This is a genomic window from Agrobacterium sp. 10T429, assembly GCF_056393925.1.
Genome location: NZ_JBFTGV010000002.1, coordinates 160,231 through 184,017, shown reverse-complemented (window position 1 = coordinate 184,017; position 23,787 = coordinate 160,231). Strand labels below are relative to the sequence as shown.

The 23,787-nt window shown below is 57.9% G+C and carries 27 protein-coding genes; 16 read left to right on the top strand and 11 right to left on the bottom strand.

Annotated features, from left to right (window positions below):
* Positions 1-8: 8 nt before the first annotated feature.
* Both AC1DCP_RS05910 and AC1DCP_RS05905 read right to left on the bottom strand, forming a co-directional pair.
* Positions 9-443, bottom strand: coding sequence for a CBS domain-containing protein (locus tag AC1DCP_RS05910; protein ID WP_003515681.1), 435 nt, complete (start codon positions 441-443; stop codon positions 9-11).
* Positions 444-597: 154 nt separating this feature from the next.
* A complete protein-coding gene (locus AC1DCP_RS05905; RefSeq protein ID WP_065687287.1) occupies positions 598-1,371 on the bottom strand; it encodes a rhomboid family intramembrane serine protease in 774 nt (257 codons plus the stop codon).
* Positions 1,372-1,731: 360 nt separating this feature from the next.
* Here AC1DCP_RS05905 and AC1DCP_RS05900 point away from each other — a divergent pair, with 360 nt between their 5' ends.
* The 3 genes from AC1DCP_RS05900 to AC1DCP_RS05890 all read left to right on the top strand — a co-directional run bounded on the left by AC1DCP_RS05900 (position 1,732) and on the right by AC1DCP_RS05890 (position 4,453).
* Positions 1,732-2,289, top strand: coding sequence for a PAS domain-containing protein (locus tag AC1DCP_RS05900; protein WP_013636309.1), 558 nt, complete (start codon positions 1,732-1,734; stop codon positions 2,287-2,289).
* A 183-nt stretch (positions 2,290-2,472) separates the two neighbouring features.
* Positions 2,473-3,090 carry a PilZ domain-containing protein gene (locus AC1DCP_RS05895; protein ID WP_003515693.1) on the top strand — a complete coding sequence of 206 codons (618 nt, stop codon included), beginning with the start codon at positions 2,473-2,475 and terminating at the stop codon, positions 3,088-3,090.
* Positions 3,091-3,844: 754 nt separating this feature from the next.
* Positions 3,845-4,453, top strand: a complete 609-nt coding sequence (locus AC1DCP_RS05890) for a transglutaminase-like cysteine peptidase (RefSeq protein WP_019566128.1) — start codon at positions 3,845-3,847, stop codon at positions 4,451-4,453.
* Positions 4,454-4,547: 94 nt separating this feature from the next.
* Here AC1DCP_RS05890 and AC1DCP_RS05885 read toward each other — a convergent pair whose 3' ends face one another.
* Both AC1DCP_RS05885 and AC1DCP_RS05880 read right to left on the bottom strand, forming a co-directional pair.
* The gene (locus tag AC1DCP_RS05885; RefSeq protein ID WP_013636312.1) at positions 4,548-4,985 is read right to left on the bottom strand and encodes a DUF1489 family protein; all 438 of its coding nucleotides are present in this window, start codon (positions 4,983-4,985) and stop codon (positions 4,548-4,550) included.
* 65 nt (positions 4,986-5,050) lie between these two features.
* Positions 5,051-6,454, bottom strand: a complete 1,404-nt coding sequence (locus AC1DCP_RS05880) for an L-serine ammonia-lyase (RefSeq protein ID WP_013636313.1) — start codon at positions 6,452-6,454, stop codon at positions 5,051-5,053.
* Between AC1DCP_RS05880 and AC1DCP_RS05875 the strand changes: the two genes are divergently transcribed.
* Both AC1DCP_RS05875 and AC1DCP_RS05870 read left to right on the top strand, forming a co-directional pair.
* Positions 6,453-6,719: a hypothetical protein gene (locus AC1DCP_RS05875; RefSeq protein ID WP_019566127.1), complete on the top strand. Its 267-nt coding sequence runs from the start codon at positions 6,453-6,455 to the stop codon at positions 6,717-6,719. The genes AC1DCP_RS05880 and AC1DCP_RS05875 overlap by 2 nt on opposite strands.
* Positions 6,720-7,108: 389 nt before the next feature.
* Entirely contained in the window at positions 7,109-7,459 is a 351-nt protein-coding gene (locus AC1DCP_RS05870) for a hypothetical protein (RefSeq protein ID WP_003515702.1), read from the top strand.
* A 1-nt stretch (position 7,460) separates the two neighbouring features.
* Here the strand turns inward: AC1DCP_RS05870 and AC1DCP_RS05865 are convergent, their stop codons facing one another.
* Both AC1DCP_RS05865 and AC1DCP_RS05860 read right to left on the bottom strand, forming a co-directional pair.
* Positions 7,461-8,228, bottom strand: coding sequence for a phosphodiester glycosidase family protein (locus AC1DCP_RS05865; protein ID WP_112152877.1), 768 nt, complete (start codon positions 8,226-8,228; stop codon positions 7,461-7,463).
* A gap of 135 nt (positions 8,229-8,363) precedes the next feature.
* Positions 8,364-8,525, bottom strand: a complete 162-nt coding sequence (locus tag AC1DCP_RS05860) for an entericidin domain-containing protein (protein WP_003515706.1) — start codon at positions 8,523-8,525, stop codon at positions 8,364-8,366.
* 192 nt (positions 8,526-8,717) lie between these two features.
* Between AC1DCP_RS05860 and AC1DCP_RS05855 the strand changes: the two genes are divergently transcribed.
* Together AC1DCP_RS05855 and AC1DCP_RS05850 are read left to right on the top strand one after the other, a co-directional pair.
* Positions 8,718-9,494, top strand: a complete 777-nt coding sequence (locus AC1DCP_RS05855; protein ID WP_112152878.1) for a formyl transferase — start codon at positions 8,718-8,720, stop codon at positions 9,492-9,494.
* A 105-nt stretch (positions 9,495-9,599) separates the two neighbouring features.
* Positions 9,600-10,520, top strand: a complete 921-nt coding sequence (locus AC1DCP_RS05850; protein WP_320187509.1) for a methylenetetrahydrofolate reductase — start codon at positions 9,600-9,602, stop codon at positions 10,518-10,520.
* 64 nt (positions 10,521-10,584) lie between these two features.
* Here AC1DCP_RS05850 and AC1DCP_RS05845 read toward each other — a convergent pair whose 3' ends face one another.
* The gene (locus AC1DCP_RS05845) at positions 10,585-11,523 is read right to left on the bottom strand and encodes a LysR family transcriptional regulator (protein ID WP_003515711.1); all 939 of its coding nucleotides are present in this window, start codon (positions 11,521-11,523) and stop codon (positions 10,585-10,587) included.
* Between the two features lie 239 nt (positions 11,524-11,762).
* Here AC1DCP_RS05845 and AC1DCP_RS05840 point away from each other — a divergent pair, with 239 nt between their 5' ends.
* Entirely contained in the window at positions 11,763-11,981 is a 219-nt protein-coding gene (locus AC1DCP_RS05840) for a DUF1127 domain-containing protein (protein WP_112152880.1), read from the top strand.
* Positions 11,982-12,253: 272 nt separating this feature from the next.
* A complete protein-coding gene (locus tag AC1DCP_RS05835; RefSeq protein ID WP_003515714.1) occupies positions 12,254-13,291 on the top strand; it encodes a GlxA family transcriptional regulator in 1,038 nt (345 codons plus the stop codon).
* Between the two features lie 161 nt (positions 13,292-13,452).
* Here AC1DCP_RS05835 and AC1DCP_RS05830 read toward each other — a convergent pair whose 3' ends face one another.
* A complete protein-coding gene (locus AC1DCP_RS05830; RefSeq protein ID WP_112152881.1) occupies positions 13,453-14,928 on the bottom strand; it encodes an NAD(P)H-hydrate dehydratase in 1,476 nt (491 codons plus the stop codon).
* Positions 14,929-15,041: 113 nt separating this feature from the next.
* The gene (locus tag AC1DCP_RS05825; protein WP_193559217.1) at positions 15,042-15,197 is read right to left on the bottom strand and encodes a hypothetical protein; all 156 of its coding nucleotides are present in this window, start codon (positions 15,195-15,197) and stop codon (positions 15,042-15,044) included.
* An 89-nt stretch (positions 15,198-15,286) separates the two neighbouring features.
* Between AC1DCP_RS05825 and AC1DCP_RS05820 the strand changes: the two genes are divergently transcribed.
* The 4 genes from AC1DCP_RS05820 (at position 15,287) to hspQ (ending at position 18,550) form a co-directional block, all read left to right on the top strand.
* Entirely contained in the window at positions 15,287-15,625 is a 339-nt protein-coding gene (locus AC1DCP_RS05820; RefSeq protein WP_003515720.1) for a P-II family nitrogen regulator, read from the top strand.
* Positions 15,626-15,699: 74 nt separating this feature from the next.
* Positions 15,700-17,109, top strand: a complete 1,410-nt coding sequence (gene glnA / locus AC1DCP_RS05815) for a type I glutamate--ammonia ligase (RefSeq protein WP_003515722.1) — start codon at positions 15,700-15,702, stop codon at positions 17,107-17,109.
* 98 nt (positions 17,110-17,207) lie between these two features.
* Positions 17,208-18,131, top strand: coding sequence for a DMT family transporter (locus AC1DCP_RS05810; protein ID WP_112152903.1), 924 nt, complete (start codon positions 17,208-17,210; stop codon positions 18,129-18,131).
* Between the two features lie 89 nt (positions 18,132-18,220).
* The gene (gene hspQ / locus AC1DCP_RS05805; protein WP_003515726.1) at positions 18,221-18,550 is read left to right on the top strand and encodes a heat shock protein HspQ; all 330 of its coding nucleotides are present in this window, start codon (positions 18,221-18,223) and stop codon (positions 18,548-18,550) included.
* A gap of 127 nt (positions 18,551-18,677) precedes the next feature.
* Here the strand turns inward: hspQ and AC1DCP_RS05800 are convergent, their stop codons facing one another.
* On the bottom strand, positions 18,678-19,331 hold the full coding sequence (locus AC1DCP_RS05800; RefSeq protein WP_013636323.1) for an invasion associated locus B family protein: 654 nt from the start codon (positions 19,329-19,331) through the stop codon (positions 18,678-18,680).
* Positions 19,332-19,653: 322 nt separating this feature from the next.
* Here AC1DCP_RS05800 and AC1DCP_RS05795 point away from each other — a divergent pair, with 322 nt between their 5' ends.
* Genes AC1DCP_RS05795 through AC1DCP_RS05785 form a run of 3 tightly spaced genes read left to right on the top strand, consistent with a single transcriptional unit; the run spans position 19,654 to position 23,193 of the window.
* Complete coding sequence (locus AC1DCP_RS05795) at positions 19,654-21,501, top strand: extracellular solute-binding protein (protein ID WP_065687279.1); 1,848 nt, start codon at positions 19,654-19,656, stop codon at positions 21,499-21,501.
* 39 nt (positions 21,502-21,540) lie between these two features.
* Positions 21,541-22,209, top strand: a complete 669-nt coding sequence (locus AC1DCP_RS05790; RefSeq protein ID WP_003515731.1) for a DsbA family oxidoreductase — start codon at positions 21,541-21,543, stop codon at positions 22,207-22,209.
* Between the two features lie 51 nt (positions 22,210-22,260).
* Positions 22,261-23,193, top strand: a complete 933-nt coding sequence (locus AC1DCP_RS05785) for a DMT family transporter (protein ID WP_003515734.1) — start codon at positions 22,261-22,263, stop codon at positions 23,191-23,193.
* Positions 23,194-23,250: 57 nt separating this feature from the next.
* Here the strand turns inward: AC1DCP_RS05785 and AC1DCP_RS05780 are convergent, their stop codons facing one another.
* Positions 23,251-23,595 (bottom strand): hypothetical protein, encoded by a 345-nt coding sequence (locus AC1DCP_RS05780; RefSeq protein ID WP_065687278.1) that lies wholly within the window; start codon positions 23,593-23,595, stop codon positions 23,251-23,253.
* Positions 23,596-23,787: the final 192 nt, after the last annotated feature.

Sequence of the window (23,787 nt, the reverse complement as noted above, 5' to 3'; positions counted from 1 at the left end):
ACGAAACCTCATCCGGCGATATAGGCCTTGATATGTTCGGCTTCCGCCTCGATCTCGCCGATCCGCGCCTTTACCACGTCACCGATGGAGATGATGCCGGCAAGACGACCGTCGTCCTCAACCGGAATATGGCGGAACCGCCCTCCGGTCATGATTTCCATCAACTCGTCGGTGGTGGAATTGTGATGACAGCGGATGACGTTCTTGGTCATGGCCACCGAAACGGATTGCAGAAGGGAGGCAGCGCCCTCGCCTGCCACGACCTTCACCAGATCGCGTTCCGTGAAAATACCGAGAACGACGCCGTCGGCATCGGTCACGACGAGTGCACCGATCTTGTGCGCGTTCAGCGTTGCTGCCGCCTCGCCGATGCTTACGCTCGGACCCACAGTCACGACATTCCGGCCCTTGCGGTCGAGAAGATCTTTTACGAATGTTGCCATGCCTTCCTCCTCCTGTCAGCAATCTGCAACGCGGCGAAGTCTCTCCGCGGTTGCAAATCATGGAACATGGTGCGCTGAGGCCTATGCGAATGCAATCCCGGATGGGACCTGCACAAGCAAATTTGCGCCACGGCCGACAAGGAGCGTGATCGCCCTAGAGCGGGTGTTCCACACTTCCACTGGAAAGGTCCCCGCGGATCGGGCGATCAAACAGGCCGAAGAACAGGAAGCCGAGCAGAAAGCCGAAGACATGGGCATCCCAGGCGACTTCACCGCCGACATCGCCAAACAGCGGCACGCCGACCGCGATCAGGACATTGCCGAAAAGCCACATCAGCGTGAAGATCAGCACGGTCCTGTTCGAAAGCGCCGCGACAATGCTCTGCCTCGGCATCAGATGGCCGAAAGAGGCGCTGTAGCCGCCGCGTGACGGGAAAGCGAAACGGCATGCGGCTCCCATCAGCGCCGAAACGACACCAGATGCTCCGATCAGAACCGTCACATCGCCCCAGTTCAGCGCCGCGTGGCCAAAAGCTGAAACGGCGGCGGATATGCACCATAACAGCACGAAGCGAAGCGTTCCGATCCGGCGCAGAACCGGTGCGCCAAAGGCCATCAACCACAATCCGTTAAAAAGAATATGCTCGATGCCGCCGTGCAGAAAAGAATATGTCACCGGCGTCCAGAGCCATTCCAGCCCCTGCTGGGATAATGGCACCGCGTAACGCAGCGGAATGAAGCCGAAGGTGAAGATGAACCAGCCGTTGCCATCCTCCGAAAGAAGATAGGCCGGAACCACAAAGGCCAAGAGCAGCGCCGCCAATATGCCGACCAGAAGCGGCGGCAGGTTGAAGACGGGATTATGTGCGTCCTCTTTCAGTTCCTGACTTTCCGAAACCGGCGGCTGTTCGCCGTCGCCGTTGGACATGATTCCATCCCTGTTTTTGTGGAAATTTGCGTCCCCCGAGCAATATAGGAAGCCCGGGCGAAAAAAAAGCCGTCCTGCTTTTCGGGCCACGACGCAAAAACCGCAATCGGTTCAAGCGCCTGTACCCAAAGGGCAGTCCGGCCTGCACGCCCGCCGTAAAATTACGGGCGAAAGCATCAATTGTGCTGACTGGGAGCATGTCCCCGACATGGCCGCAGCGATGCCACGAGCTTGGTCGTCGCGCAATCTCAACCATTTGTTAACCTTAACAAAATCGGTTGGCATGAAATTCGCTACACCACAAGTAACAGACGTTCGGATGGACATGATGTCCCAAAAACGAACATGGAGAACGATGCTATGAAGAGCATGGCCGGACTGGAGATATATGCCTATTGGGACACGCTGCGCGGCAATAAACCTGCGCCCCGCCGAGAAGACTTCGATCCCGCAAAGCTGAAACATCATCTCGGCGACCTCTTCATCCTGACGGACAAGGGAGAAAGAACGCCATTCTTCCGCCTTGCAGGCACGCACCTGTGCGACCTGTTCGGCCGGGAATTGCGCGACAGCCCGTTCTCGGATCTGTGGCCGGCGGCAAGTGCCACCTTCCCCTGCCGCGTCGCACGCGGCATCCTGCAACATCAATTGCCCGTGGTGTTCGATATCGAAGCGGAGGACGACCATGGCGCGGCGCCGCTTGCTTTCGAAATGCTGCTCTTGCCACTAAGTTCGGATAATGACACAGCCCCGAGATTGCTCGGAGCGCTGCTGCCGGAGCGGCCCCGTCACGAATTCGCAGCACCGATCAGTTGCCTCGTCATGAAAAGCAGCCGCTTGCTACGCATGGATATCGCGCCGACAACGTATTCTACGAATGCGCGAACCGCTGTCATGCCGCATGCGGTAACCCGCTGACTGCCGCATCCCACCCCGCATGGTGAGGGTGGATCGCGTATGATCGCACCGGAATTTCGTACGAAATACGTCAAAGCTGTAACGATTTTGACGATTGCAAAAATTGTAAGGGTTAAACAATACAGTCTGTTAACCCGGGCGGCGTAGAGATTTGTCATCATCACTGGTTACAATTGCGCTGCCATGTTCTCATCACGTTCGGTCAACACTGCCCAAACCCTGCGTCCGGTTGAAGAGGTTCACTTCGACGATCCCGTCCGTGTGTCCTTCACTGGTCGCCTCATGTTGCCCGATCACCAGGAATATGATTGCACCGCAACCGAGATGACCGCCGAAAGAGCGCTGTTCGCCTGCTCGGGCATTGCGCGCAACGGTGATCGCGTCATCTCCTATCTCCAGCATATCGGTCGCATCGAAGGAACGGTTACGGCGCTTACCGCGTCAGGCTTCGTCATTGCCATCAATGCGCCCGAACGCAAGCGGGAAAAGCTGGCCGCCCAGCTCGCATGGATCGCCAAGCGCCAGCTGCTTGGCCTGCCGGAAGACCGCCGCCACGACCGCCTGACACCACGCAATACCCGGGCACATCTGATGCTGGAAGACGGCGTGCTTCTCGCCTGCCGGCTGATCGACCTTTCATTGTCGGGCGCAGCCATCGAGATCGAAAACCGGCCTCCACTCGGCACCAGGGTCCAGCTTGGCAAGAACATGAGCGGCAAGATCGTACGCCACTTCATGGAAGGCGTTGCGGTCGAATTCGACCGGGTCCAGTCGCCCGACGCCCTGATCGAATTTCTCTAGGTCATTTCTCGTAATACCGTGGAGCGGTATGTCCGTGCGGCAAGTGCGGCATTCGCCAGATCTTGTCACGGCTATCGCTTTCCGGCGCTCCGGCCGTGAGCCGGAATACAGCCAGCCCAGGTCTCTTGGCCGAAAAAGCTTTTCCCGCGACACAGGCGCACATCGATCCGATTCCGGCTAAGGCCGGAATGATGGGAGCACACTGCTTTCGTCTACAAAAATGCCGCTCGTGCATTTGCGCTGACAGTTTAAAATACTGCTTTCCCGCACTTTGGATTCCGCTGAAGCTGACTTCCGTGCTATCCGGTCAGAGTGCCCGGCGCGCTCCATTTCGCGTTAGTTCTCGCGCAAAACCGCACTGGAAAATCCCGTTCCAGGCATTTTTTCCAAGAAAAAAACAGTTTTCTTGAAGTTTTTTTCGCTGGCTTTTTGCCCTGTCCCGACTTGAAACACCAATCCCAAAACGGGAAATCCGCGTCTTCGATACGCTCCGCGGCCTGACTACCCATCATCGCAAAAATATCTCTGTGCCGAAAATCGCTTTCAATACAGGGGCCTAAATGGCTACCAAAAACCTAAGGTCGAGATGCGTAAAATTGTAATAAAATTTGCTTCAAACACGCGTAAAAACTAACTCGAATACAGTTCAAAACAAGCGCTAATTTGCTGAAATATAAGCTCAAATTGACACGCGCATCTTTCCGCGGGGTCAAAATATACATGCGAGTGTCTCCTCAACACGGGGAGACAAGCAATGAACAAAAACAACCGTTTCGGTTTCTTTCTGATCGCATTCATCGTCAGCGCCATCGCCCATCAGGCCAGCGCTTCGCCATCCGCCGCCATGCGCGTGATCGGCAAGGCCAACCCGCCGATCGGCCACTACGAGTTCTGCCAGACCTATCAGAGCGAATGCCAGCCGACATCGCTGGATAACGGCCCGATGAAACTGACCGAAGAGCGCTGGAAGACGATGCTCGACGTCAACTATACCGCCAACACCACGATCACGCCGATGACCGACATGGAAATCTACGGCGTCGAAGAGCGCTGGGCCTACCCCACCACGGTCGGCGATTGCGAAGATTTTGTGCTTCTGAAGCGCAAAATGCTAATGAACAAGGGCTTCTCCGCCAACAACCTGCTGATCACGGTTGTTCTGCAGCCGAATGGCGAAGGCCATGCAGTTCTGACCGTTCGCACCGATCGCGGTGATTTCGTCCTCGACAACATGCGCAACAAGGTCATGAACTGGTCGGAGACCGAATATACCTACCTGAAGCGTCAGGACACCGCCAATCCCGGACGCTGGGTGAAAATACAGGATGGCCGCGCCACCACTGCGGTTGGCGGCATCAACTGAAGCCATCCAAACCCACGCAAATACCGTCTCCCCAAATGAAAAAGCCGGCTCCGCAAGGAAGCCGGCTTTTTCATTTCAATCACATCATTGACGATCAGAGAAGGCCTAGTTCGGCCAGTTCCCGCTTGAGGTCGGAGGGCATCTCCTCGCCGCCGAAATCACCGCCGCCGAGATCGCGTGGGGCCTCGTTGTCCTTGAGGTAGCGCCAGCCCTGAAACGGCCGCTTCGGCGCAGGCGACGTCTCGATCACCTCGGGGCCGAGAATGAGATCGCAGCGGGTAATGCCGTCGTCGCCCTTGAAGGAACGTATGTCGAGAAGTTTCTGCCGTGCCTGCACCTGGCCCTTGATGACCCAATAGAGCGAACCGCCTTCCAGCAATTCGTCAAGCCGTTTCGGGATCATCCGCGTGGTGTGGACGCTGTGCGGCTCAAGGCCAGCGGCGATCGCGGTCAGCGAGCGATGCGCAACCCAGTCTCTCAAATCCTGGAGTGAATCCGCGCCGACGCAAAGTTTTATAAGATGTAGAGGCATATGCTTATCAATGCCTTTTTGCGGCGGGCGTCAAGCATGTGGACCATGCCTGACGCCCTGCCCGCTCAGCATTCCACAACGTTGACGGCAAGACCGCCGGTGGAAGTTTCCTTGTACTTGTCGCTCATGTCGTTGCCGGTCTGGCGCATGGTTTCGATACAGGCATCGAGCGGCACGAAATGCTGGCCGTCACCCTTCAACGCCAGGGAAGCCGCCGTTACCGCCTTCACCGCACCCAGCGCATTGCGCTCGATGCAGGGCACCTGCACCAGACCGGCGATCGGGTCGCAGGTCATGCCGAGGTGATGCTCGAGCGCGATTTCGGCGGCATTCTCTACCTGTTCTGGCGAACCGCCCATGACGGCGGCAAGGCCTGCAGCCGCCATGGCGGCAGCGGACCCAACCTCGCCCTGACAGCCGACCTCGGCACCTGAAATAGATGCATTATGCTTGATGATGCCGCCGATTGCGGCCGCCGTCAGCAGGAAATCGCGAACATCGTCAACGGTCGCATCCTCGTGGAAATGCCGGAAATACCGGACCGTGGCCGGAACGACGCCCGCAGCACCGTTGGTCGGCGCTGTCACCACGCGCCCGCCCGCAGCATTTTCCTCGTTCACGGCCATGGCATAGACGCTCAGCCAGTCATTCGCCATGACAGGATTGAGCCGGTTGCTGCGCCATTCCTCATTCAGCTTCTCGTAGATGGAGCGGGCACGGCGGCGCACCTTCAGGCCACCGGGCATGATGCCGTCCACCTTCAGCCCGCGCTCGATGCAGCCGTTCATCGCCTCCCATATCTGGTCGAGGCGCTCGTTCAGCTCGTCGCGGGAGATTACCGTTTCTTCGTTTGCGCGCTTCATCTGGGCGATGGTGCGGCCGGAGCGGCCCGCCATCTCAAGCATTTCCCGCGCCGTGGCGAAAGGATAAGGCACACGCGGACCATTATCGATGGTCTTGCCGCGCTGCTTGATCGCTTCCAGTTCCGTATCGGTCACGACGAAACCGCCGCCGACGGAATAATAGATGCGCTTGAGAAGCAGCCTGCCCTGATTGTCGAAGGCGGAAAAGGTCATGCCGTTGGCATGGCCGGGCAGCGGGTTCTTCTTGTCGAAGACCAGATCCTCGGCTGGGTTGAACTCATAGGAGGGGTGGCCGGGTGGCGACACGGTGCCCGCCTTTTCAACCTTTTCGATGATCGGGTCCATGGCGTCGGGGTCGACGAGATCCGGCCGCTCGCCCGTCAGGCCGAGAATGACCGCACGGCCGGTGCCGTGGCCAATGCCGGTAAAGGCAAGCGAACCGTGCAGGCTGACCTTCAGGCGCGACACGGAAGCACCCGCCGGACGCGGCCATTCATCACCGAGGATAAGCGCAAGAAAGCGGTTAGCCGCCGTCATCGGCCCCATCGTATGCGAGCTGGAAGGACCGATACCGATCTTGAAGACGTCGAAGACCGAAAGAAACATGAGGCTTACCTTGAATAAGAATGGATTCCACCGCCATCATATCCAAAGCCGCGACGGATCGCCACAAAAGAGCGGCACCGGCTTTTGCAGCTGCGACATACAGGCCGCAGAAACGAAAACAGCACGGTTTCCAGAGGAAACCGCGCCGTTTCAAAACCCGTCATTCATGAGAAGTGCTTATGGGCTGCCAAAAATGTACGTCAATGCGAGAAATGCGGCAAAGCCTGCAAGCGCGCGCAAGGTGACGGCCCAACAGGATTTCTGAGCGGTTTCTTCCATGATTACTCCAGCTATTCACTCTCCGGGCGATCTTCAAGACCGGGCCCGTTGGGGGAAGCATTTATTAAAATCCGGCGCAGAACGCAAATGCAAAAAGCGGCTAAATGAAGGCGTTTTTGACGGGCTGCCATTCGTCAGTTGCATAGGTGTGTGAAAAAACAAGGCGTTAGATCGGGGCGTTCGGGTTACCCTTTTTGCCGTTCGCCTCAATTTGAACCAAAGTGTAACTGGTTTATGAAGGTTTCGCACAAACACCTGTTGAAGCCAGCGGCAATCGGCATTCCAGAGTTGAATTTCAGTGTCCGGACTGTTGTGCCTTGAAAGCCTTTCGGCTGTGCCTTATCGACAGAAAACGGCAACGGGATTCGTCATTACATGCAGCAGGCATCATCTTTTCCGGACCGCGAGACGGTCGCATCGAAACTTGCCTCGCTTGCAAGCGAGGACAAGGCGTGGGTGCTGCTTTTGATGGAAAACGTGTTGCAGGATGAAAACCTGCTGGCTGGCCTCAATCTCTATCTCGATCAACAGGCCAATGCCCGCTTCCTTAACAGTCTGAAACTGGAGACATCAGGCGAATGGCTGGGCTGTAACGCCCCTGCCCGCCTGCAGATACGCATCACGGAAGCGGCCAAGGCCAGCCAGCATCCTGCCTATCTGGCCTTCCGCAAGGGACTGACGGCATCGGCAGGCCTCGAAAAAGCCTACCCCAAGGCGCCGATCTGACTTAGTCAGGCACCCTGTCGACGACAGCGATAATCGGCCCCATGGGAAACAGGGAATCGCGCCTTTTCATCGCGGGAATGTCGACACTCGAAATCGTCCCGTCGAGATACAGCGCGTTTGGCGCATCCAGCACATCCCTGAACAACGTCGCGAAGTCGTAAAAACGCACGGTGTTTTCCGAAATCGCGAAATGCACCATGCCGCCGCGCGACACGCCGACGCCGTTGCGGCGTTTCAGGCTGTCGCTATCGGGCAGAAATCGCGGATGCAGCTTTCCATCGATCACCAGCATCGGGCCGGACTGGGTGGCAAAATCCGGCTTCAAGCCGGCAGACACATAGGCCTGCGTTTCCAGAACGCCCGCCATTGCACCCTTCAGATAAAACACGCCATTCGGCAGAAGATGGAAATTGCCCCACCCGCCGCCGGTAATAATCGGCGAACGTTCGACGCCGTTTTCGACAAAAAGGCCAACGGGAGAATAGTCGGAATGATACATGCCGCCATTCATGGCGAAGACGCTGAACATGTGCTGCCGCCACAGGGCGGAGGAGAGATCGGAGAAGGAGCGATATCCCTCACCCGAAACATGATCGCGGTCGTAAATCCGGATCATGCTTTTCGCCGGATCGAAACTGCAGACGATGTAGCGTCCGCCCGCATGCTCCATGGTTTTGCAGAAATCCGCCTGTCCGCCCGCCTCAGCCGAAAACGGCAAAAGCAATGGCAGCAGCAAGCCAATCAGTCTTTTCGTCACCAGTCTTTTCATCAACGCCCGCTCATGCCCTCTCGCCCCATCTTAATACGGCGCGATTCTTACTTCATGAACTGTGACGGTGAAATCAGGTCAAAGAAAAGGCGTCCCCTTCATTCAGGGAGACGCCAGACCTTGGAGGGGAGAGACTTAGCGACGCGCGGCGCGGTCTACGCTACGACCTGCGTCCTGCGTGGCGTCCACTGCATTTGCCGTATCCCGGCCAACGCCGCGAATGGTATTACCGCAGGAACTCAAGGTCACGACGGTCAACAAAGCCACGAAAACTGTCGAAAGAATACGTGTGATCATTTGAAATAACTCCCCTATGACTTGCCGTCCAAAGGCAAGCGCCGATGTGATATGCGTCACAATAACGTGAGCATTGGAAATCGGTTCCACCGGCGTTTGAAAAAATCCCGTCGGTGAAAATTAACATGGTTTTGAACTTCGCGAGTGAAACTCGGGCGCAGGGATCATGATCGGGAAAATCGTGTGGGTGACATGACTGAGATAAACAATCGGCTACTGGTGATGACGGCGGGGGGGCTGAACCCCAATGTCATGATCAATGCGCTGGCCGCCCGGTTTCCGGATATCCATGTCATCGTGGAGCAGGCGGAAAGCAAATCGGCCATTCTGAAAAGACGGGCGCGGCGGCTCGGCTGGATGACAGCCGCAGGCCAGATGGCGACGATGATCGCCTCCCGGCTCGGCAAACGCTTCACTGTTCGGCGCACCAATGAGATCATTGCCGAACATGGCCTCTCTGCCGATCTCGACCAGGCAGTTCCTGTTACACACGTTGCCTCCCTGAACGACGAAGAGTGCCACAAGGCCATCACCACCTTGCAACCGGCGGCGATCTTCACCATTTCCTGCCGCCTTCTGACACCGGCAACCCTTAAAGCCCTGCGCTGCCCGGTCATCAATTTCCACGCCGGCATCAATCCCGCCTATCGCGGCCAGATGGGCGGTTATTGGTCGCTGGTGGAAAAGGACCGGGGTAATTTCGGCGCGACCGTGCATCTGGTCGACAAGGGCGTGGATACCGGCGCAACCCTTTACGAAAAGCGGCTGAAGCCCTCGCCTTCCGATACCATTGCCACCTACCCCCTGCTTCTGACCGCCGCCTCGGTCGATATTGCGGTCAGCGCTATCGAGGACGCCCTTTCCGGCAGCCTTGCGCCGCAACCGCCCTTGCCTGGCAAATCGGTGCTGCGGTTTCCGCCGACGATCTGGACATGGCTGTGGAACGGCCTCACCAAACGTGTCTGGTGAGAACAACCAGCCATTGCCGCCAGCCAAACGCATGAAATCAAGCTTCGTCGCAGATGCAGGGCTGTCTTGCCGCAACAGGCAAAGACGTGGGCAAAAAACCGGTGCATGATAAGGAAAAGGACCAAATTCAAATTGCACGATATCTCGACCTCTCCCGCCATTGCCGCCTCCATTGAAGCCTCACCCGCACAGGTGCTCGGCCCGGCAAGTCTTGCCGGTATCTTTCCACAGGGCGTGCGTGTTTATCTGACAGACACCGGACAGGCCTCGCAGGACAGGCTGGTCGACGCTGCAAAACATCTTCGCGATCTCGGCTACACACCAGTGCCGCATCTCGCGGCACGGCGCATATCGTCTGGCGTGGAATTCGAGGAGCAGGTGAAGCGGCTGGCAGGCGAAGCGGGTGTGTCGGATGTGCTGGTAGTCGGCGGTGGCGTCGCCACGCCGGCTGGTCCCTTCACATCCAGCATGGATATGCTGTCGACCGGCATCCTCGATCGCTGCGGGATCAATCAGATTGCAATCGCCGGCCATCCCGAAGGCAGCCCCGATTTCAGCGAAGAGACGGCGGCGGCCGCCTTGAAGTTGAAGTATGATTTTGCCGAAAGAAGCGATGCGGCAATGCGCATCGTCACCCAGTTCGGCTTCGACCCCGCGCGCTTCATCGCCTGGGCGGAAGGACTTGCCGCCTCCGGCATCGACTTGCCGGTGCATATCGGCGTCTCCGGTCCGGCCAGGATCACGACGCTGCTGAAATATGCAGCTCTCTGCGGCGTCGGCAATTCCATCGCCTATCTGAAAAAGAACGCGCTCTCCCTGACGACGCTGGCCAAGGGCCATTCACCGGAAAGCGTGGTCGGCCCTATCGAACGGCATTGGCAGGCAAATCCGGCAGGGCCGATCCGGCAAATCCACGTTTTCCCATTTGGTGGGCTACAGAATTCGGCAGACTGGCTGGCCGGTCGTGGAAGCTGGCAAATCGGCGATGCGGACTTTTCCGCAAAGCGGGGCACGGTAGCGATCTAGGCCCACCTTTGCCTATGGCGCGACGGACGCTCGCCGTCGCGCATTCCCGTTATAAAGATCTACCTCAGGCCGCCTTGGCGACCTCGACAAAGGCGTTGCGGATGCTTTCCGCGACCGCAAGGATGGGGCGCGAGGGTCTTTCGCCCGTGATCAGACGAATATCGAAATAACCAAGTTCCGGCAGGCCTTCCTTGTCGCTCAGAATGACCATGTCGTTCTGCACATAGGAGCGCGGCAGGGGCGCGATGGCGAGATCGGCGGCAATTGCTGCGCGCTGCGCCATGGTATGGCCGCTGAGATAGGCCACGCGGAAATTGCGACCCCGCTTTTCAAGCGAGTTGATCGCTTCCGAACGCCAGATGCAGCCCTCTTCCCAGATCGATATGGGCAGCGGATCGCGCAGATAGGCCGTACCGCATTTTGCCCCGGCCCAGACGAGACGTTCGCGCATCAGCACCTCGCCCGTATCCCGCAGCGGATGCGACGCACAGTTGACCAGTGCCAGATCCAGCCGCCGTTCATCCATGCGCTTGTAGAGATTGGAACTGGAATCGATCGTGACATCGATCATGATGCCGGGGAAAACCTCGGCAAAACGCTTGAGGATACCCGGGAGCAAACCGCGTTCGCCAATATCTTCCGGCGCACCGAGCCTGACGACGCCAGACAGTTCAGGCATGACGAAACGCGACACGGCCTCGTTAGACAGCGCGATCATGCGGCGCGCATAGGTAAGAAGCGTTTCGCCATGGGCCGTCAAAGTAACCGAGCGGGCATCGCGCAGGAACAACGTCGTCTTCAGCTGTTCCTCCAGCTTCTTTATCTGCATGGAAACGGCGGACGGCGTTCTGAACACCACCTCTGCAGCGGTGGAGAAGTTCCCGGTCTCGGCAATCGCGACGAAGGTTCTCAGAATGTCGTTATCCAGCAGCGGCAGCGGTTGGCGGAAAGTTACGGTCATGGCACGAACCTTCAAATATTTTGATTTATAGATGGATATCATTTCGTTTGATTGAATGTCAACACAGGCGCACCATCCGGGACATCGAATGACAGGGCAACTAACACCTTGTCGGAATGAAGCGCTGGCCCATCACGGAACGACAGAAAGTCCGGCAGGCGGCGAGCGCGAGTCATTCCGAAAACTGATGAATGACATAAAATTCATTCTCTTGTTTGATGAGATATGTAAGCGCATACCGAAGTCGTAAACAGGATCGTGGTTCACGAAAGGATCAAGACATGGCCATGATACATTATCACCCCACAGCGAGCCGTTCATCGCAACGCCCCTCGACCGGTAGCTGGCTCCAGCGCCTGTCCGGCCAGATTTCCGCTCTCCATACGTCATGGAAGCGCGCAAGAATGCTCCGCGCGCTGGAAGGTTTGCCGCCTGAAACATTGAAGGACATTGGATGGCCGACAACCGACAGCAACCGCATCAGGGTCATCCGCAAATGATGCGCAACCCCATGGCTCGCAACCGTCCCAGGACTTGCGAGCCATCCCCGTCAATCCCGAGACGCGCCGGCAGAGGCGTAAAATGACCTGCCTGTTTTACATGCGACACGACGCCCTTTAAAAAGGCTTGTCGCAAATTTTGCATATTTCAAAAGCTATTTTTTGACAGCCCGGATTTCACGGCGTATTTTTCGTTAAAGATGTCGGAAACAGGACATCCAGAAGACCGATTCCAAGGGAGGAATTGCGTATTCGCAACGGAGCACGGGCAAATGAGCAGGAACTCCCAGAAGAAACGCTCAATCGTCTTTTTTCTCATTCCGCAATTTACCATGCTGCCGTTCGCCGCAGCGGTTGAAACGCTTCGCATCGCCAATCGCATGCTGGGGTATCAGGCTTACGAATGGCGCCTTGCCTCGCTCGACGGCCAGAAGGTCATGTCATCAAGCGGCATCTGTCTTGAGGTCGACACCTGTCTTGCCGATGAGCGCCGATATGTCAGCGGCGAAAACCGCGTTGAAATGGCGATCATCTGTTCGGGCATTGATGTCGACCAGCACATCAACAAATCCGTCAATGCCTGGCTGCGTGAAGCCTATAATCGCGGCATCGCCATCGGCAGCCTCTGTACCGCCGCGCATATCCTCGCGCAGGCCGGTCTCTTAAATGGCAAACGCTGTGCGATCCACTGGGAGAACCTGCCTGGTTTTTCCGAGGCCTTCCCGCAGGTGGAAGTCTATGCCGATCTCTTCGAGGTCGACAGCAACATCTATACCTGCGCCGGCGGCACCGCATCGCTCGATATGATGCTGAGCCTGATCGGTCAGGATTTCGGCGAAAATCTTGTCAACCGCGTCTGCGAGCAGCAATTGACGGACCGGGTGCGCAGCCCCAACGACCGCCAGCGCCTGCCGCTGCGTGCGCGCCTCGGCGTTCAGAATAGCAAGGTCCTGTCGATCATCGAATTGATGGAAGGCAATCTGTCCGAGCCGCTGTCGCTGCTCGACATCGCCGATGCGGCCGATCTGTCGCGCCGACAGGTGGAGCGTCTCTTCCGGCAGGAAATGGGCCGCTCACCCGCCCGCTACTATCTTGAAATCCGCCTGGACCGCGCCCGCCACCTGCTGGTGCAATCGGCCATGCCGGTGGTCGAGGTTGCCGTTGCCTGCGGTTTCGTCTCCGCTTCGCATTTCTCAAAGTGTTATCGCGAAATCTACAATCGCACGCCGCAACAGGAACGGGCGGAACGCAAGCTGCTGATCAGCGCTTCACGGATGGCAACCGCGAGCCAGGGCAAAGCCGCGCATTGACGCGGCTTTAAACCTCTAGGGCGAAAAAGCCCTCGCCTCAGGAATGAAAACCTCTCCTCCGTCATGCCGGACTAGATCCGGCATCCAGGCACGACGCGTCTGCGCAGCGAAAGGTATCTCCTGCGATCAAGTCCGGTGACGGCGTGGACACCAACTCAAGGTCACGCAAACGGCCGCACCGCGTGGGCGAGATCCTCTGCCGTCATACCTGTACCCGCCCTGCTGCCCGCCTCGCCATGCAGCCAGACACCGGCAGCGGCGGCCTCAAAAGCAGGCGTTCCCTGCGCAAGCAATGCGCCGATGATGCCAGCCAGCACATCGCCTGACCCCGCCGTCGCAAGGCTCGACGGCGCATTGGTATTGACCAGCGCGCGGCCGTCCGGCGCGGCGATGACCGTATCCGCACCCTTGTAGACCAGCACTGCGCCGCTGCGCGCCGATGCGGTCTGCGCCTTCTCGATCTTGCTCAGTGACGTGTCAGCGGCGAGATCGGGAAAGAGCCGAGCAAACTCGCCCTCATGCGGCGTCAATACGAATTTCCCCGCGCCTGAAATCACCCGGTCGAAGAGGGTTTCCGGGCAGTCCTTGAAAGCGGTGATCGCGTCGGCATCCAGCACCACCACCTTGTCCCCGAGCAGGGACACGAATTGCCGCGCCTTTTCGAGATCGCCGAAACCGGGACCGAGGACGAAAGCGCCGTGGCGTTTGTCGTCCAGCCAGTGGCGCAGATCGTCCGCATCATCCAGACCGGAGCTCATCACCGCCGTCAATGTCACCGAAAGCACGTCGAGCGCCTGCTTCGGTGCGGCGATGGTGACGATGCCCGCCCCCGCCTTCAGCGCCGCAATTGCCGTCATGCGGCTTGCTCCCGTCGCATGTGGCGGTCCGGAAAAGACGGTCAGATGCCCACGGCGGAATTTATGCGTTTCCATTTCGGAGCGGGGCAAGGCGTCGCGCCAGACAAGTGGATCGTTTTCCGCAACCGATCCCGCATGAGCGGCGAGAATACGGGAGGGGATACCGATATCGAACACCTCAAGCGTCCCGCACAGTTCCCGCCCCGGCATCAACAGATGGCCGGGTTTTCGCGCCATGAAGGTTACGGTCCGCTCCGCCTTGAACGATGCGCCCAGAGGCACGCCCCTCCTGCCGCAAAGACCAGACGGGAGATCGACGGCGAGAACCGGCACGGCTGCCTGCGTCACCGCATCGATCACGCGCCGAAGCTCCGACGGAATCTCGCGGGACAATCCGGCACCGAACACCGCGTCAATCACCACGTCTCCAGCCATGGGCACATAGTCGCCAAGCGGCAGGGCTGTGACGCCGCTAACCTCGAGAGCCGTGCGGGCATCGCCTTTCATGGCCGTGACTTGGCCAAGATGATGAACCGCAACTGTCGCCCCGCTTTGCACAAGCGAGCGTGCCGCAACGTAACCATCACCGCCATTATTGCCGCCTCCGCAGAGCACGACGAAACGCAGCGCGTCCGGATAGTAGCGAAGGGCCGAAGCAGCGACCGCCTGCCCTGCCCGCTCCATAAGATCGTATAGGGGAATGCCGGATTGGCCTGAGGCCGCATCGATGCGGGCCATCACAGCAGGGTCGATAAGAGAGAGATTCAATAGGGATTTCATGGAGCGATCATCCCTTCAAAACGCCGGAAAGGCAATCGATACAAAAATAAGCAAATGGCTGCGGCGAAATAATAATCAAATGCATAAAATATAAACAAATCAACAACACGCCGTCAGTGCATTCCTAAATATTCAACATAACTAAAATAAGGAAAACCGACAGAATTGATGACGGATTTTTCGGGTTTTGGCGAGAAATTGGCTGGAAAACCACAAAAAGCGAATGCATTTTGTGCCAGAAAGCCGGGCAAGCGAAGTTTTTTCTTCAAGCCCGCTTCCGATCTGGCACAATACGTGCATTCTTGTGGCAGAGCGGGAATAACCTGCTTTAACGGGAGAAGCGGAGAGATATTTTCTCATGAAAAAGATCGAAGCGATCATTAAGCCTTTCAAGCTCGATGAAGTGAAGGAAGCCCTTCAGGAAGTCGGACTTCAGGGAATCACGGTCACGGAAGCAAAAGGCTTTGGTCGTCAGAAGGGCCACACGGAACTCTACCGCGGAGCAGAGTACGTCGTGGACTTTTTGCCGAAAGTGAAAGTCGAAGTCGTATTGGCGGACGAAAATGCGGAAGCCGTCATTGAGGCTATCCGCAATGCGGCACAGACCGGACGAATCGGCGACGGAAAGATTTTCGTTTCCAACGTCGAGGAAGTCATCCGAATCCGTACCGGTGAAACAGGCGTGGACGCCATATAATCGGAACCAGGTCCTGAGCCGGGGAGGCTCAGGTTTTTCACCTCGTCACCACCACACTCAAGGAAAACGTTTAAATGACGACCGCAAACGATATCTTGAAGCAGATCAAGGATAACGACATCAAGTTCGTGGACCTGCGCTTTACCGACCCCAAGGGCAAGCTGCAGCATGTCACCATGGATGTTGTATGCGTAGACGAAGACATGTTCGCCGATGGCGTCATGTTCGACGGCTCCTCGATCGCCGGCTGGAAGGCCATCAACGAATCCGACATGGTGCTGATGCCCGATCCGGCAACTGCCCATACCGATCCGTTCTTCGCCCAGTCGACCCTCGTCATCCTTTGCGACATTCTCGACCCGGTTTCCGGCGAAGCCTATAACCGCGACCCGCGCGGCACCGCCAAGAAGGCCGAAGCCTACCTCAAGGCCTCCGGTATCGGCGATACCATCTTCGTTGGCCCCGAGCCGGAATTCTTCGTCTTTGACGACGTGAAATACAAGGCAGACCCTTACAACACCGGCTTCAAGCTGGACTCGTCGGAACTGCCGTCCAACGACGACACGGATTACGAAACCGGCAACCTTGGCCACCGTCCGCGCGTCAAGGGCGGTTACTTCCCGGTTCCGCCGATCGACAGCCTGCAGGACATGCGTTCCGAAATGCTGACGGTTCTCGCTGAAATGGGCGTCGTCGTCGAAAAGCACCACCACGAAGTCGCCTCCGCGCAGCACGAGCTGGGCGTGAAGTTCGACACCATGGTATCCAGCGCCGACAAGATGCAGATCTACAAGTACGTCGTGCACCAGGTCGCCAATGCCTATGGCAAGACGGCAACCTTCATGCCGAAGCCGATCTTCGGCGACAACGGCTCGGGCATGCACGTGCACCAGTCGATCTGGAAGGGCGGCAAGCCGACCTTTGCTGGCGACGAATATGCCGGCCTGTCTGAAAACTGCCTGTACTACATCGGCGGCATCATCAAGCATGCCAAGGCAATCAACGCCTTTACCAACCCCACCACCAACTCCTACAAGCGTCTGGTGCCGGGTTATGAAGCTCCGGTTCTGCTGGCCTATTCCGCCCGTAACCGCTCCGCATCGTGCCGCATTCCCTTCGGCTCCAACCCGAAGGCAAAGCGCGTCGAAGTCCGCTTCCCGGACCCGACCCAGAACCCCTATCTCGGTTTTGCGGCCATGCTGATGGCCGGCCTCGACGGCATCAAGAACAAGATCCATCCCGGCAAGCCAATGGACAAGGACCTTTACGACCTTCCTGCGAAGGAACTGAAAAAGATCCCGACCGTCTGCGGCTCGCTGCGCGAAGCGCTGGAAAGCCTCGACAAGGATCGCAAGTTCCTCACCGCCGGCGGCGTGTTCGACGACGACCAGATCGACTCGTTCATCGAGCTGAAAATGCAGGAAGTCATGCGCTTCGAAATGACCCCGCATCCGGTCGAATTCGACATGTACTACTCTGCCTGACCGGCATTTGGGACGCCTTTAGAGGCGTCCCTTCCCGCTCGGCGGTTTTCCCCTGGAAAGCCGCCGTTTTCTTTTGATGCCCAGCCATGTCGCGAACAATGTCGATCAAGCCAGCCTCTCAGCAAACGCGCCTCACGGACTGGCTCATCTTTCTGGCGGTACCGTTCTTTTTCTCCAGCAACATCATTTTCGGCCGCGGCGTCATCGGAGAGGTCTCGCCCTTCATTGCCGCCTTCATTCGCTGGATCGGATCGAGCCTCATCATCGCTCCGTTCATGATCGCCGACTGGCGGAACTGCCTCGCCTTCGTGCGCCAGAAAACGCTGCTCTGGCTCGTTCTTGGCATTCTCGGCATGGGCGTCTGCGGTGGCGTGGTCTATTGGGGCCTCACAATGACGACGGCTGCCAACGGTACGTTGATCTACACGACTTCGTCGCTATTCATCATCCTGTTCCAGCGCATCTTTCAGGGCCGCCCGATCCGCAGGCTCGAAGTGGCGGGCATGATCATCGCTTTTGCGGGCGTGGCGGCAATCGTGCTCAAGGGCGATCTGTCCGCTCTCTGGCAGATGAAATTCAACATTGGCGATTTTGCCATTCTGACGGCAGCGATTGCGTTTGCGGTCTATTCGCTGCTGTTGCGCGATCCCGCGGCGCGGCAGATGGCCTCGTTCAGCCTTTTCGGCCTCATCGCTTTCTCCGGCGCGCTGGTCCTGCTCCCGCCGGCAGCTGTGGAACTGGCGCGTGGTGGCTTGCTGCCGGCCACGGCCATCGCCTGGGCCAAGATCGGCGGCATCATCCTGTTCGCCTCACTGCTTGCCTTTTATTGCTTCACCCATACGGTCCGCGTTTTCGGCCCCGCCACGGCAGGCATCACGCTTTACATGATGCCACCCGTCTCGATTGTCATGGCCGCGCTTTTCCTTGGTGAAACGTTTGAAACATATCACGCCATCGGCATCGTGCTGGTTACCGGCGGCGTCGTCATCGCCACCGCACCGATCGGCCGCAGGGTCGCTTAAGAGCATCACCGGAAAAAGGGCCGGATACCGCTAGCCCTTGATATTTCCCATTCCGCACCCAACTATTAGTGGGAAAGGAAGTTCATACCATGAAACAAAGAGACGCAAAATTTACGCTTGGCGAGATCGTCCGCCACAAGGTGTTTCCGTTCCGCGGTGTGGTGATTGACGTGGATCCGGAATATGCCAATACGGAAGAGTGGTGGAACGCCATCCCCGCCGATATTCGCCCGGAGCGCGACCAGCCCTTCTACCATCTTCTGGCGGAAAACGATGAGACGGAATATGTCGCTTACGTTTCCGAACAGAACCTCGTCCACGATGAAAACGAGGCGCCGCTCCGCAACCGCAATATCGAGCGGATGTTCGACAAGGCGCCCAACGGCGAGTGGCGGCCGAAGATGTCGCTGGCGCATTAGCGCACGCCCGATTTGACAACAATCATAAGGGCGCTGTGCGCTTTTAATGAAAATACGTCGGATCAAAACCGCGCATAAAAAAACCGGCCTGAAAACAGGCCGGTTTTTTCGTGTTCTCGTAAAGAGATCAGGGCTTCGGCGCGCCCTTTGCGGCGTCCTGAGCAGCTTCCAGCTTCTTGCGAGCCTCTTCGGCCTTTTTCTGCATGCCTTCCTGAAGGCTGCGCTGGCTTTCTGCGAGCTGCGACTGGGTGATAGCCGCGCCGTCATAAGCGCCGGTAAAGCCGGTAAGCGCGATCTTGATGGGGTTCGGCGCGCGGCGGAAGTTGATCGAGGTGAAGACGATCTCGTTGCCCTTCTTCAGCGACGCGATCATGGCGTCCGTCAGCGGAACTTCGGCCGTGCACTTGTCGGGAAGGCAAACAGCGTAATCGAGCTTCTGACCCTTGCCACCGTCGATCTGCATCATCACACCCGGGGGAATGAGACGCGCGGTCGGAACGGAAACCTGGAGCAGCTTGCGGTTGACCTTGCCCTCGACAGTGATGAGGCCGACGGCAGTGATCATCTGGCCGTTCTGGGCAAGAACCACGTTCTGCACGACGCAGACATCGTTGTCTTCCTGCTTGGAGCAGGTCTTGAACCAGCCGAGCGGCGGAGCGCCAGCGCCCTGATTGGCGGGAGCATCCTGTGCCTGCGAGATGGCCGGAGCGGAAACCGCGCCCAGGGAAAGAACGAGAGCGGACAGAGCTGTCCGGGTGAATGTGTTTGCCTTTTGCATCATAAGAGTTCCGTCTCCTGAATGTCTGCCAGAACAGAACCGCGGGTCCTGCTCGCCGATGGCGGTATCCTTCTGCCCGTTCAACTGTCGTTTAAATGAGGCAAATGCGTGACCCGTCTCTTCCGGCCACCCTGTTACATGCCGTTGGCGGCGATATCCAGCACTTCTTTAACTTTTTCTTGAGGCAACCCAAGATTTCCCGCCCTCGCATGGGTCCAGCCATGGGCTTGTGCTACATATTCGCCAGAATCATAACAAAAAACCAATCATGACGATAATCGACCACGACGACAAAACGGACCGACAGTTGAGACAGGATAGTGACATGCGCAAGCTTGCGGCCCTCATCCCCGCATTGTTTCTTTGGGGAACGGCCCTGCTTTCTCCGGAAATTGCCGTGGCGCAGCCGCTTCACGCCATTTCCATGCACGGCACGCCGGCACTTCCCGCCGACTTCCGGCACTTCCCTTATGTCAATCCGGACGTGAAAAAAGGTGGTCGCATATCATACGGTGTCGTCGGCACCTTCGACAGCCTCAACCCCTTTGTTCTCAAGGGAATGCGCACCACGGCGCGCGGCGTCTGGGACCCTGAATTCGGCAATCTCCTCTACGAGCCGCTGATGCAGCGCTCGAGCGACGAGCCTTTCAGCCTTTACGGCCTGCTTGCGGAAACCGTGGAGTGGGACGAGGAACGCACCTTCACCCAGTTCAACATCAATCCCAAGGCCAAGTGGTCGGATGGCGAGCCGGTGACGCCTGACGATGTTATCTTCACATTCAATCTCCTGAAGGAAAAAGGCCGTCCGCCGTTCAACAGCCGCCTAGACGGCGTGGCGAAGCTGGAAAAGATCGGCGAACACGGCGTCCGCTTCACCTTCAACGACAAGGCGAACCGCGAAACGCCGCTCATTCTCGCCTCTTCCACCCCGATTTTGCCGAAACACGCGATCGATCCGGAAAAATTCGAGCAGGCGGGCCTTGGCGCTGTCGTTGGCTCGGGTCCATACCGAATCAAGACATTGCGACCGGGTGAACGAATCATCTGGGAGCGAAACCCGGACTATTGGGGCAAGGATATCCCGAGCAAGGTCGGCTTCGAGAATTACGACGAGATCAGCATCACCTATTTCCTTCAGGTCACCACCATGTTCGAGGCCTTCAAGAAAGGTGATATCGACATCTATCCCGAAGGCGACGCCATCAACGGCACCTCCGATACGTCCCATTGGGGCCAGGCCTACAACTTCCCCGCCGTTCATCGCGGCGATATCGTCAAGGATGTGTTCCAGCCACGTCTGCCATCGGGCATGTTCGGCCTTGTCTTCAATACCCGCCGCGCGGTCTTTGCAGACGAAAAGGTGCGCGAGGGCCTGTCCTATGCACTCGATTTCGAGTGGATGAACAAGAACATTCTCGGCGGCGCCTTCAAGCGTACGCAAAGCTACTGGCAGAACTCCGCGCTCGGTGCCTATGGCAATGCCGCAGATGAGCGCGAACTTGCGCTGCTTGGCGATGCGGCCAAGAGCATGCCGCCGGAACTTCTGGCGGGAACCTACGCCATGCCCACCACCGACGGGACCGGCGCGGACCGCAAGGTCCTGAAGCTCGCCGTCGATAAGCTGAAAGAGGCCGGATACAGCATCAAGAACGGCAGGATGTCCGATGCCAATGGCCGCCAGCTCGCATTCGAAATCATGACGCAGAACCCGGCGCAGGAACGCATAGCGCTTGCCTATCAGCGTTCGCTGAATCTGATCGGCGTCGCCATGGGCATCCGCTCCGTTGACGATGGCCAATATCAGGCACGCTCCAACAGCTTCGATTACGACATGATCATCCGGTCCCTGCCCTCATCGCTCTCGCCCGGCGCCGAGCAGCTCAACCGCTGGAGTTCATTGTCGCGGGATGCGCAGGGCAGCTTCAACTATGCGGGTGCGGCCAGCCCCGACATCGACCGCATGATCGAGGCCCTGTTGCAGGCCCGATCCACGGAGAATTTTCAGGCGGCAGTGCGTGGTTATGATCGTCTTCTCGTCGCCGGCCACTATGTCATTCCGCTCTACTACATCGGCGCGCAATGGATAGCCCGCTGGAGATATATCGACCGCCCGGATATGACCCCGATATCAGGCAATCAGAAACAGACCTGGTGGGATGCGCGGGCGCAATAACCCGCCCCTGCCCGGTCCAAGACAACGGAAGATAAAGCCATGGAACGCATCGTTATCGACGTCGTATCGGATATGGTCTGCCCCTGGTGCTATCTGGGCAAGGCAAGGCTCGATCTTGCCATTGCCGAGGTGCAGGACGAAATCAGCGTCGACGTGAACTGGCGACCTTACCGGCTCAACCCGGATTACCCGCCTGAAGGCGTTGACCAGAAGGCCGCGCTTGAGGAAAAGCTCGGCAAGGAGCGTCTCGAGCAGGCCCATGCCTCTCTGGTTGAACTCGGCAAACAGGTCGGAATCCACTACGATTTCGATGCAATCAAGATTGGCCCGAACACGCTCGACGCACATCGCCTGTCGCTCTGGGCCCATGCTGAAGGCCGTGACGTTCAGGAAAGGATCGTCACCGCTTTGTTCAAGGCGAATTTCGAGGAAGGCCGCAATATCGGCGATCACGCCGTGCTGACCGATATCGCCGAAAAGGCGGGCATGGACGCCAAGGTGGTAACACGGCTTCTGGCGTCGGATGCAGACAAGGACACGGTGATTGCCGAAATTGACGCGGCGCAGCAAATGGGTGTTTCCGGCGTACCGTTCTTTATCGTTGACCAGAAATACGCCATCAGCGGTGCACAAACGCCTGATGTATTGATTGCTGCACTGCGGGATATTGCAAAAATCAAGGCGGACGAGCATAAGTCGATGAACTGACGGTCGAACACCGGCAGCTTGCCGTAATCGATAAACTGTTGGTGTTTTCCCGTGTCCGACCAGACCCTGAAAGGCATTCTGCTTGCCTTTGCCGCCTTCGCTGCCTACGCATGGAGCGACGCGAGCGTTAAACTCATAGAAGGCCAGATTTCGCCGATCGAATCGGCCTTCTTCGGCGCCCTGTTCGGCCTCATCGCCCTGCCCTTCATCCGCAAGCGCAATGATCGCTGGGTGGATGTGGTGAAGACGACCAACCGGCCTTTATGGATCATCCGATTTTTTGCCGCAGGTACGGGTGCCGTCGGCAGCGTCACCGCTTTCACCCATCTTTCCATGGCCGAAGCCTTTGCGCTGATCTTCCTTCTTCCTTCTTTCGTCACCATCATGTCGGTGGTGTTTTTGAAGGAACAGGTGGGCATCCGCCGCTGGTCTGCGGTCATCATCGGTTTCCTCGGGGTGCTGGTCATCCTGCGGCCGGGTTTCCGTGAACTCGGCATCGGCCATATCGGCGCCATCATCGGTGGCTTCAGCGGCGCGCTCAGCATCGTCATCTTCCGCGCCATGGGTCCGTCGGAAAAGAACGTCTCGCTGTATGGGGCCGGCGTACTGGGCTGTCTTACCATCAGCGGCATCGCCATGGTGCCGACCTTCATCATGCCGGGCGGCGAACAATGGTTGCTGCTGGCGGGATATGGACTGTTAGGGGCACTTGGCAACGTGCTTGTCATGTATGCTGCCCAATATGCACCCGCCGCCATGATCGGCCCAACGCAATATAGCCAGATGCTCTGGGCGATTCTGTTCGGTTACCTGATTTTCGGCGACCGTATTGATGGCTGGATGTTGATGGGCATCGCCCTGATCGTGGGCTCCGGCTTGCTGACGCTGATCCGCGAGAAGCAGCGAAAAGTGCCGCTTCCCGCCTCCATCGCCGCGACCGACCAGAATGTCGCCGTCGGGATCACGCCGGAAGACGAGCGCTAAAGTCAAAAATGCATGAGAACCAGCGACGCATGTTTGCGTCGCTGGCATGGCATTCGATCAATCACAAACCCTGACCCGATACATGTCGCCCCAGGCGTTCTGTCGCCAGGCCACGTGGCAGCGAGGATAAACCGGCTGGTAAACAACAGGCGGTCCATAAGCTGGCACGGCGTAGACGGGTGGACCGTAGGCCGGTGCATAATAAGCGGGGCCATAAGCGTAACCGGGATGCCTTGCCCCGGCGATGAGCGCTCCGCCAATGATCGTTCCTGCGATCCCGGCGGCAAGGCCGCGGCCGAAATTATTGCGCGCTTCCGCCTGACTGGTGGTGGCAATTGTGGTGCCCGCAATTGTCAAAGCAACCAGACCAGCGGTGGCAAACCTGTTGATGTTGGTCCACATCGTCCTGCTCCTTCAAGACCCGGCGGCTTTACGATCCGCCGCACCGGGTATGAAGGAAAGATTACGCCCGCGAAGACTACCGATACATGTCCGTTTCGTTACATCGCGGTAATTTTCGCTGAAGGCAGTGAGTGGAGTTTTCGAGGGATTGGCTAATGGAAATGAGCCGACGATGGGTGGCTTACCCCCTCT

Bases quoted from the DNA above. Each gene is read 5' to 3' on its own strand.
- AC1DCP_RS05910 (WP_003515681.1), bottom strand. From the start codon at position 443: ATGGCAACATTCGTAAAAGATCTTCTCGACCGCAAGGGCCGGAATGTC.
- AC1DCP_RS05905 (WP_065687287.1), bottom strand. From the start codon at position 1,371: ATGTCCAACGGCGACGGCGAACAGCCGCCGGTTTCGGAAAGTCAGGAA.
- AC1DCP_RS05900 (WP_013636309.1), top strand. From the start codon at position 1,732: ATGAAGAGCATGGCCGGACTGGAGATATATGCCTATTGGGACACGCTG.
- AC1DCP_RS05895 (WP_003515693.1), top strand. From the start codon at position 2,473: ATGTTCTCATCACGTTCGGTCAACACTGCCCAAACCCTGCGTCCGGTT.
- AC1DCP_RS05890 (WP_019566128.1), top strand. From the start codon at position 3,845: ATGAACAAAAACAACCGTTTCGGTTTCTTTCTGATCGCATTCATCGTC.
- AC1DCP_RS05885 (WP_013636312.1), bottom strand. From the start codon at position 4,985: ATGCCTCTACATCTTATAAAACTTTGCGTCGGCGCGGATTCACTCCAG.
- AC1DCP_RS05875 (WP_019566127.1), top strand. From the start codon at position 6,453: ATGAGGCTTACCTTGAATAAGAATGGATTCCACCGCCATCATATCCAA.
- AC1DCP_RS05880 (WP_013636313.1), bottom strand. From the start codon at position 6,454: ATGTTTCTTTCGGTCTTCGACGTCTTCAAGATCGGTATCGGTCCTTCC.
- AC1DCP_RS05870 (WP_003515702.1), top strand. From the start codon at position 7,109: ATGCAGCAGGCATCATCTTTTCCGGACCGCGAGACGGTCGCATCGAAA.
- AC1DCP_RS05865 (WP_112152877.1), bottom strand. From the start codon at position 8,228: ATGAAAAGACTGGTGACGAAAAGACTGATTGGCTTGCTGCTGCCATTG.
- AC1DCP_RS05860 (WP_003515706.1), bottom strand. From the start codon at position 8,525: ATGATCACACGTATTCTTTCGACAGTTTTCGTGGCTTTGTTGACCGTC.
- AC1DCP_RS05855 (WP_112152878.1), top strand. From the start codon at position 8,718: ATGACTGAGATAAACAATCGGCTACTGGTGATGACGGCGGGGGGGCTG.
- AC1DCP_RS05850 (WP_320187509.1), top strand. From the start codon at position 9,600: ATGATAAGGAAAAGGACCAAATTCAAATTGCACGATATCTCGACCTCT.
- AC1DCP_RS05845 (WP_003515711.1), bottom strand. From the start codon at position 11,523: ATGATATCCATCTATAAATCAAAATATTTGAAGGTTCGTGCCATGACC.
- AC1DCP_RS05840 (WP_112152880.1), top strand. From the start codon at position 11,763: ATGGCCATGATACATTATCACCCCACAGCGAGCCGTTCATCGCAACGC.
- AC1DCP_RS05835 (WP_003515714.1), top strand. From the start codon at position 12,254: ATGAGCAGGAACTCCCAGAAGAAACGCTCAATCGTCTTTTTTCTCATT.
- AC1DCP_RS05830 (WP_112152881.1), bottom strand. From the start codon at position 14,928: ATGAAATCCCTATTGAATCTCTCTCTTATCGACCCTGCTGTGATGGCC.
- AC1DCP_RS05820 (WP_003515720.1), top strand. From the start codon at position 15,287: ATGAAAAAGATCGAAGCGATCATTAAGCCTTTCAAGCTCGATGAAGTG.
- glnA (WP_003515722.1), top strand. From the start codon at position 15,700: ATGACGACCGCAAACGATATCTTGAAGCAGATCAAGGATAACGACATC.
- AC1DCP_RS05810 (WP_112152903.1), top strand. From the start codon at position 17,208: ATGTCGATCAAGCCAGCCTCTCAGCAAACGCGCCTCACGGACTGGCTC.
- hspQ (WP_003515726.1), top strand. From the start codon at position 18,221: ATGAAACAAAGAGACGCAAAATTTACGCTTGGCGAGATCGTCCGCCAC.
- AC1DCP_RS05800 (WP_013636323.1), bottom strand. From the start codon at position 19,331: ATGATGCAAAAGGCAAACACATTCACCCGGACAGCTCTGTCCGCTCTC.
- AC1DCP_RS05795 (WP_065687279.1), top strand. From the start codon at position 19,654: ATGCGCAAGCTTGCGGCCCTCATCCCCGCATTGTTTCTTTGGGGAACG.
- AC1DCP_RS05790 (WP_003515731.1), top strand. From the start codon at position 21,541: ATGGAACGCATCGTTATCGACGTCGTATCGGATATGGTCTGCCCCTGG.
- AC1DCP_RS05780 (WP_065687278.1), bottom strand. From the start codon at position 23,595: ATGTGGACCAACATCAACAGGTTTGCCACCGCTGGTCTGGTTGCTTTG.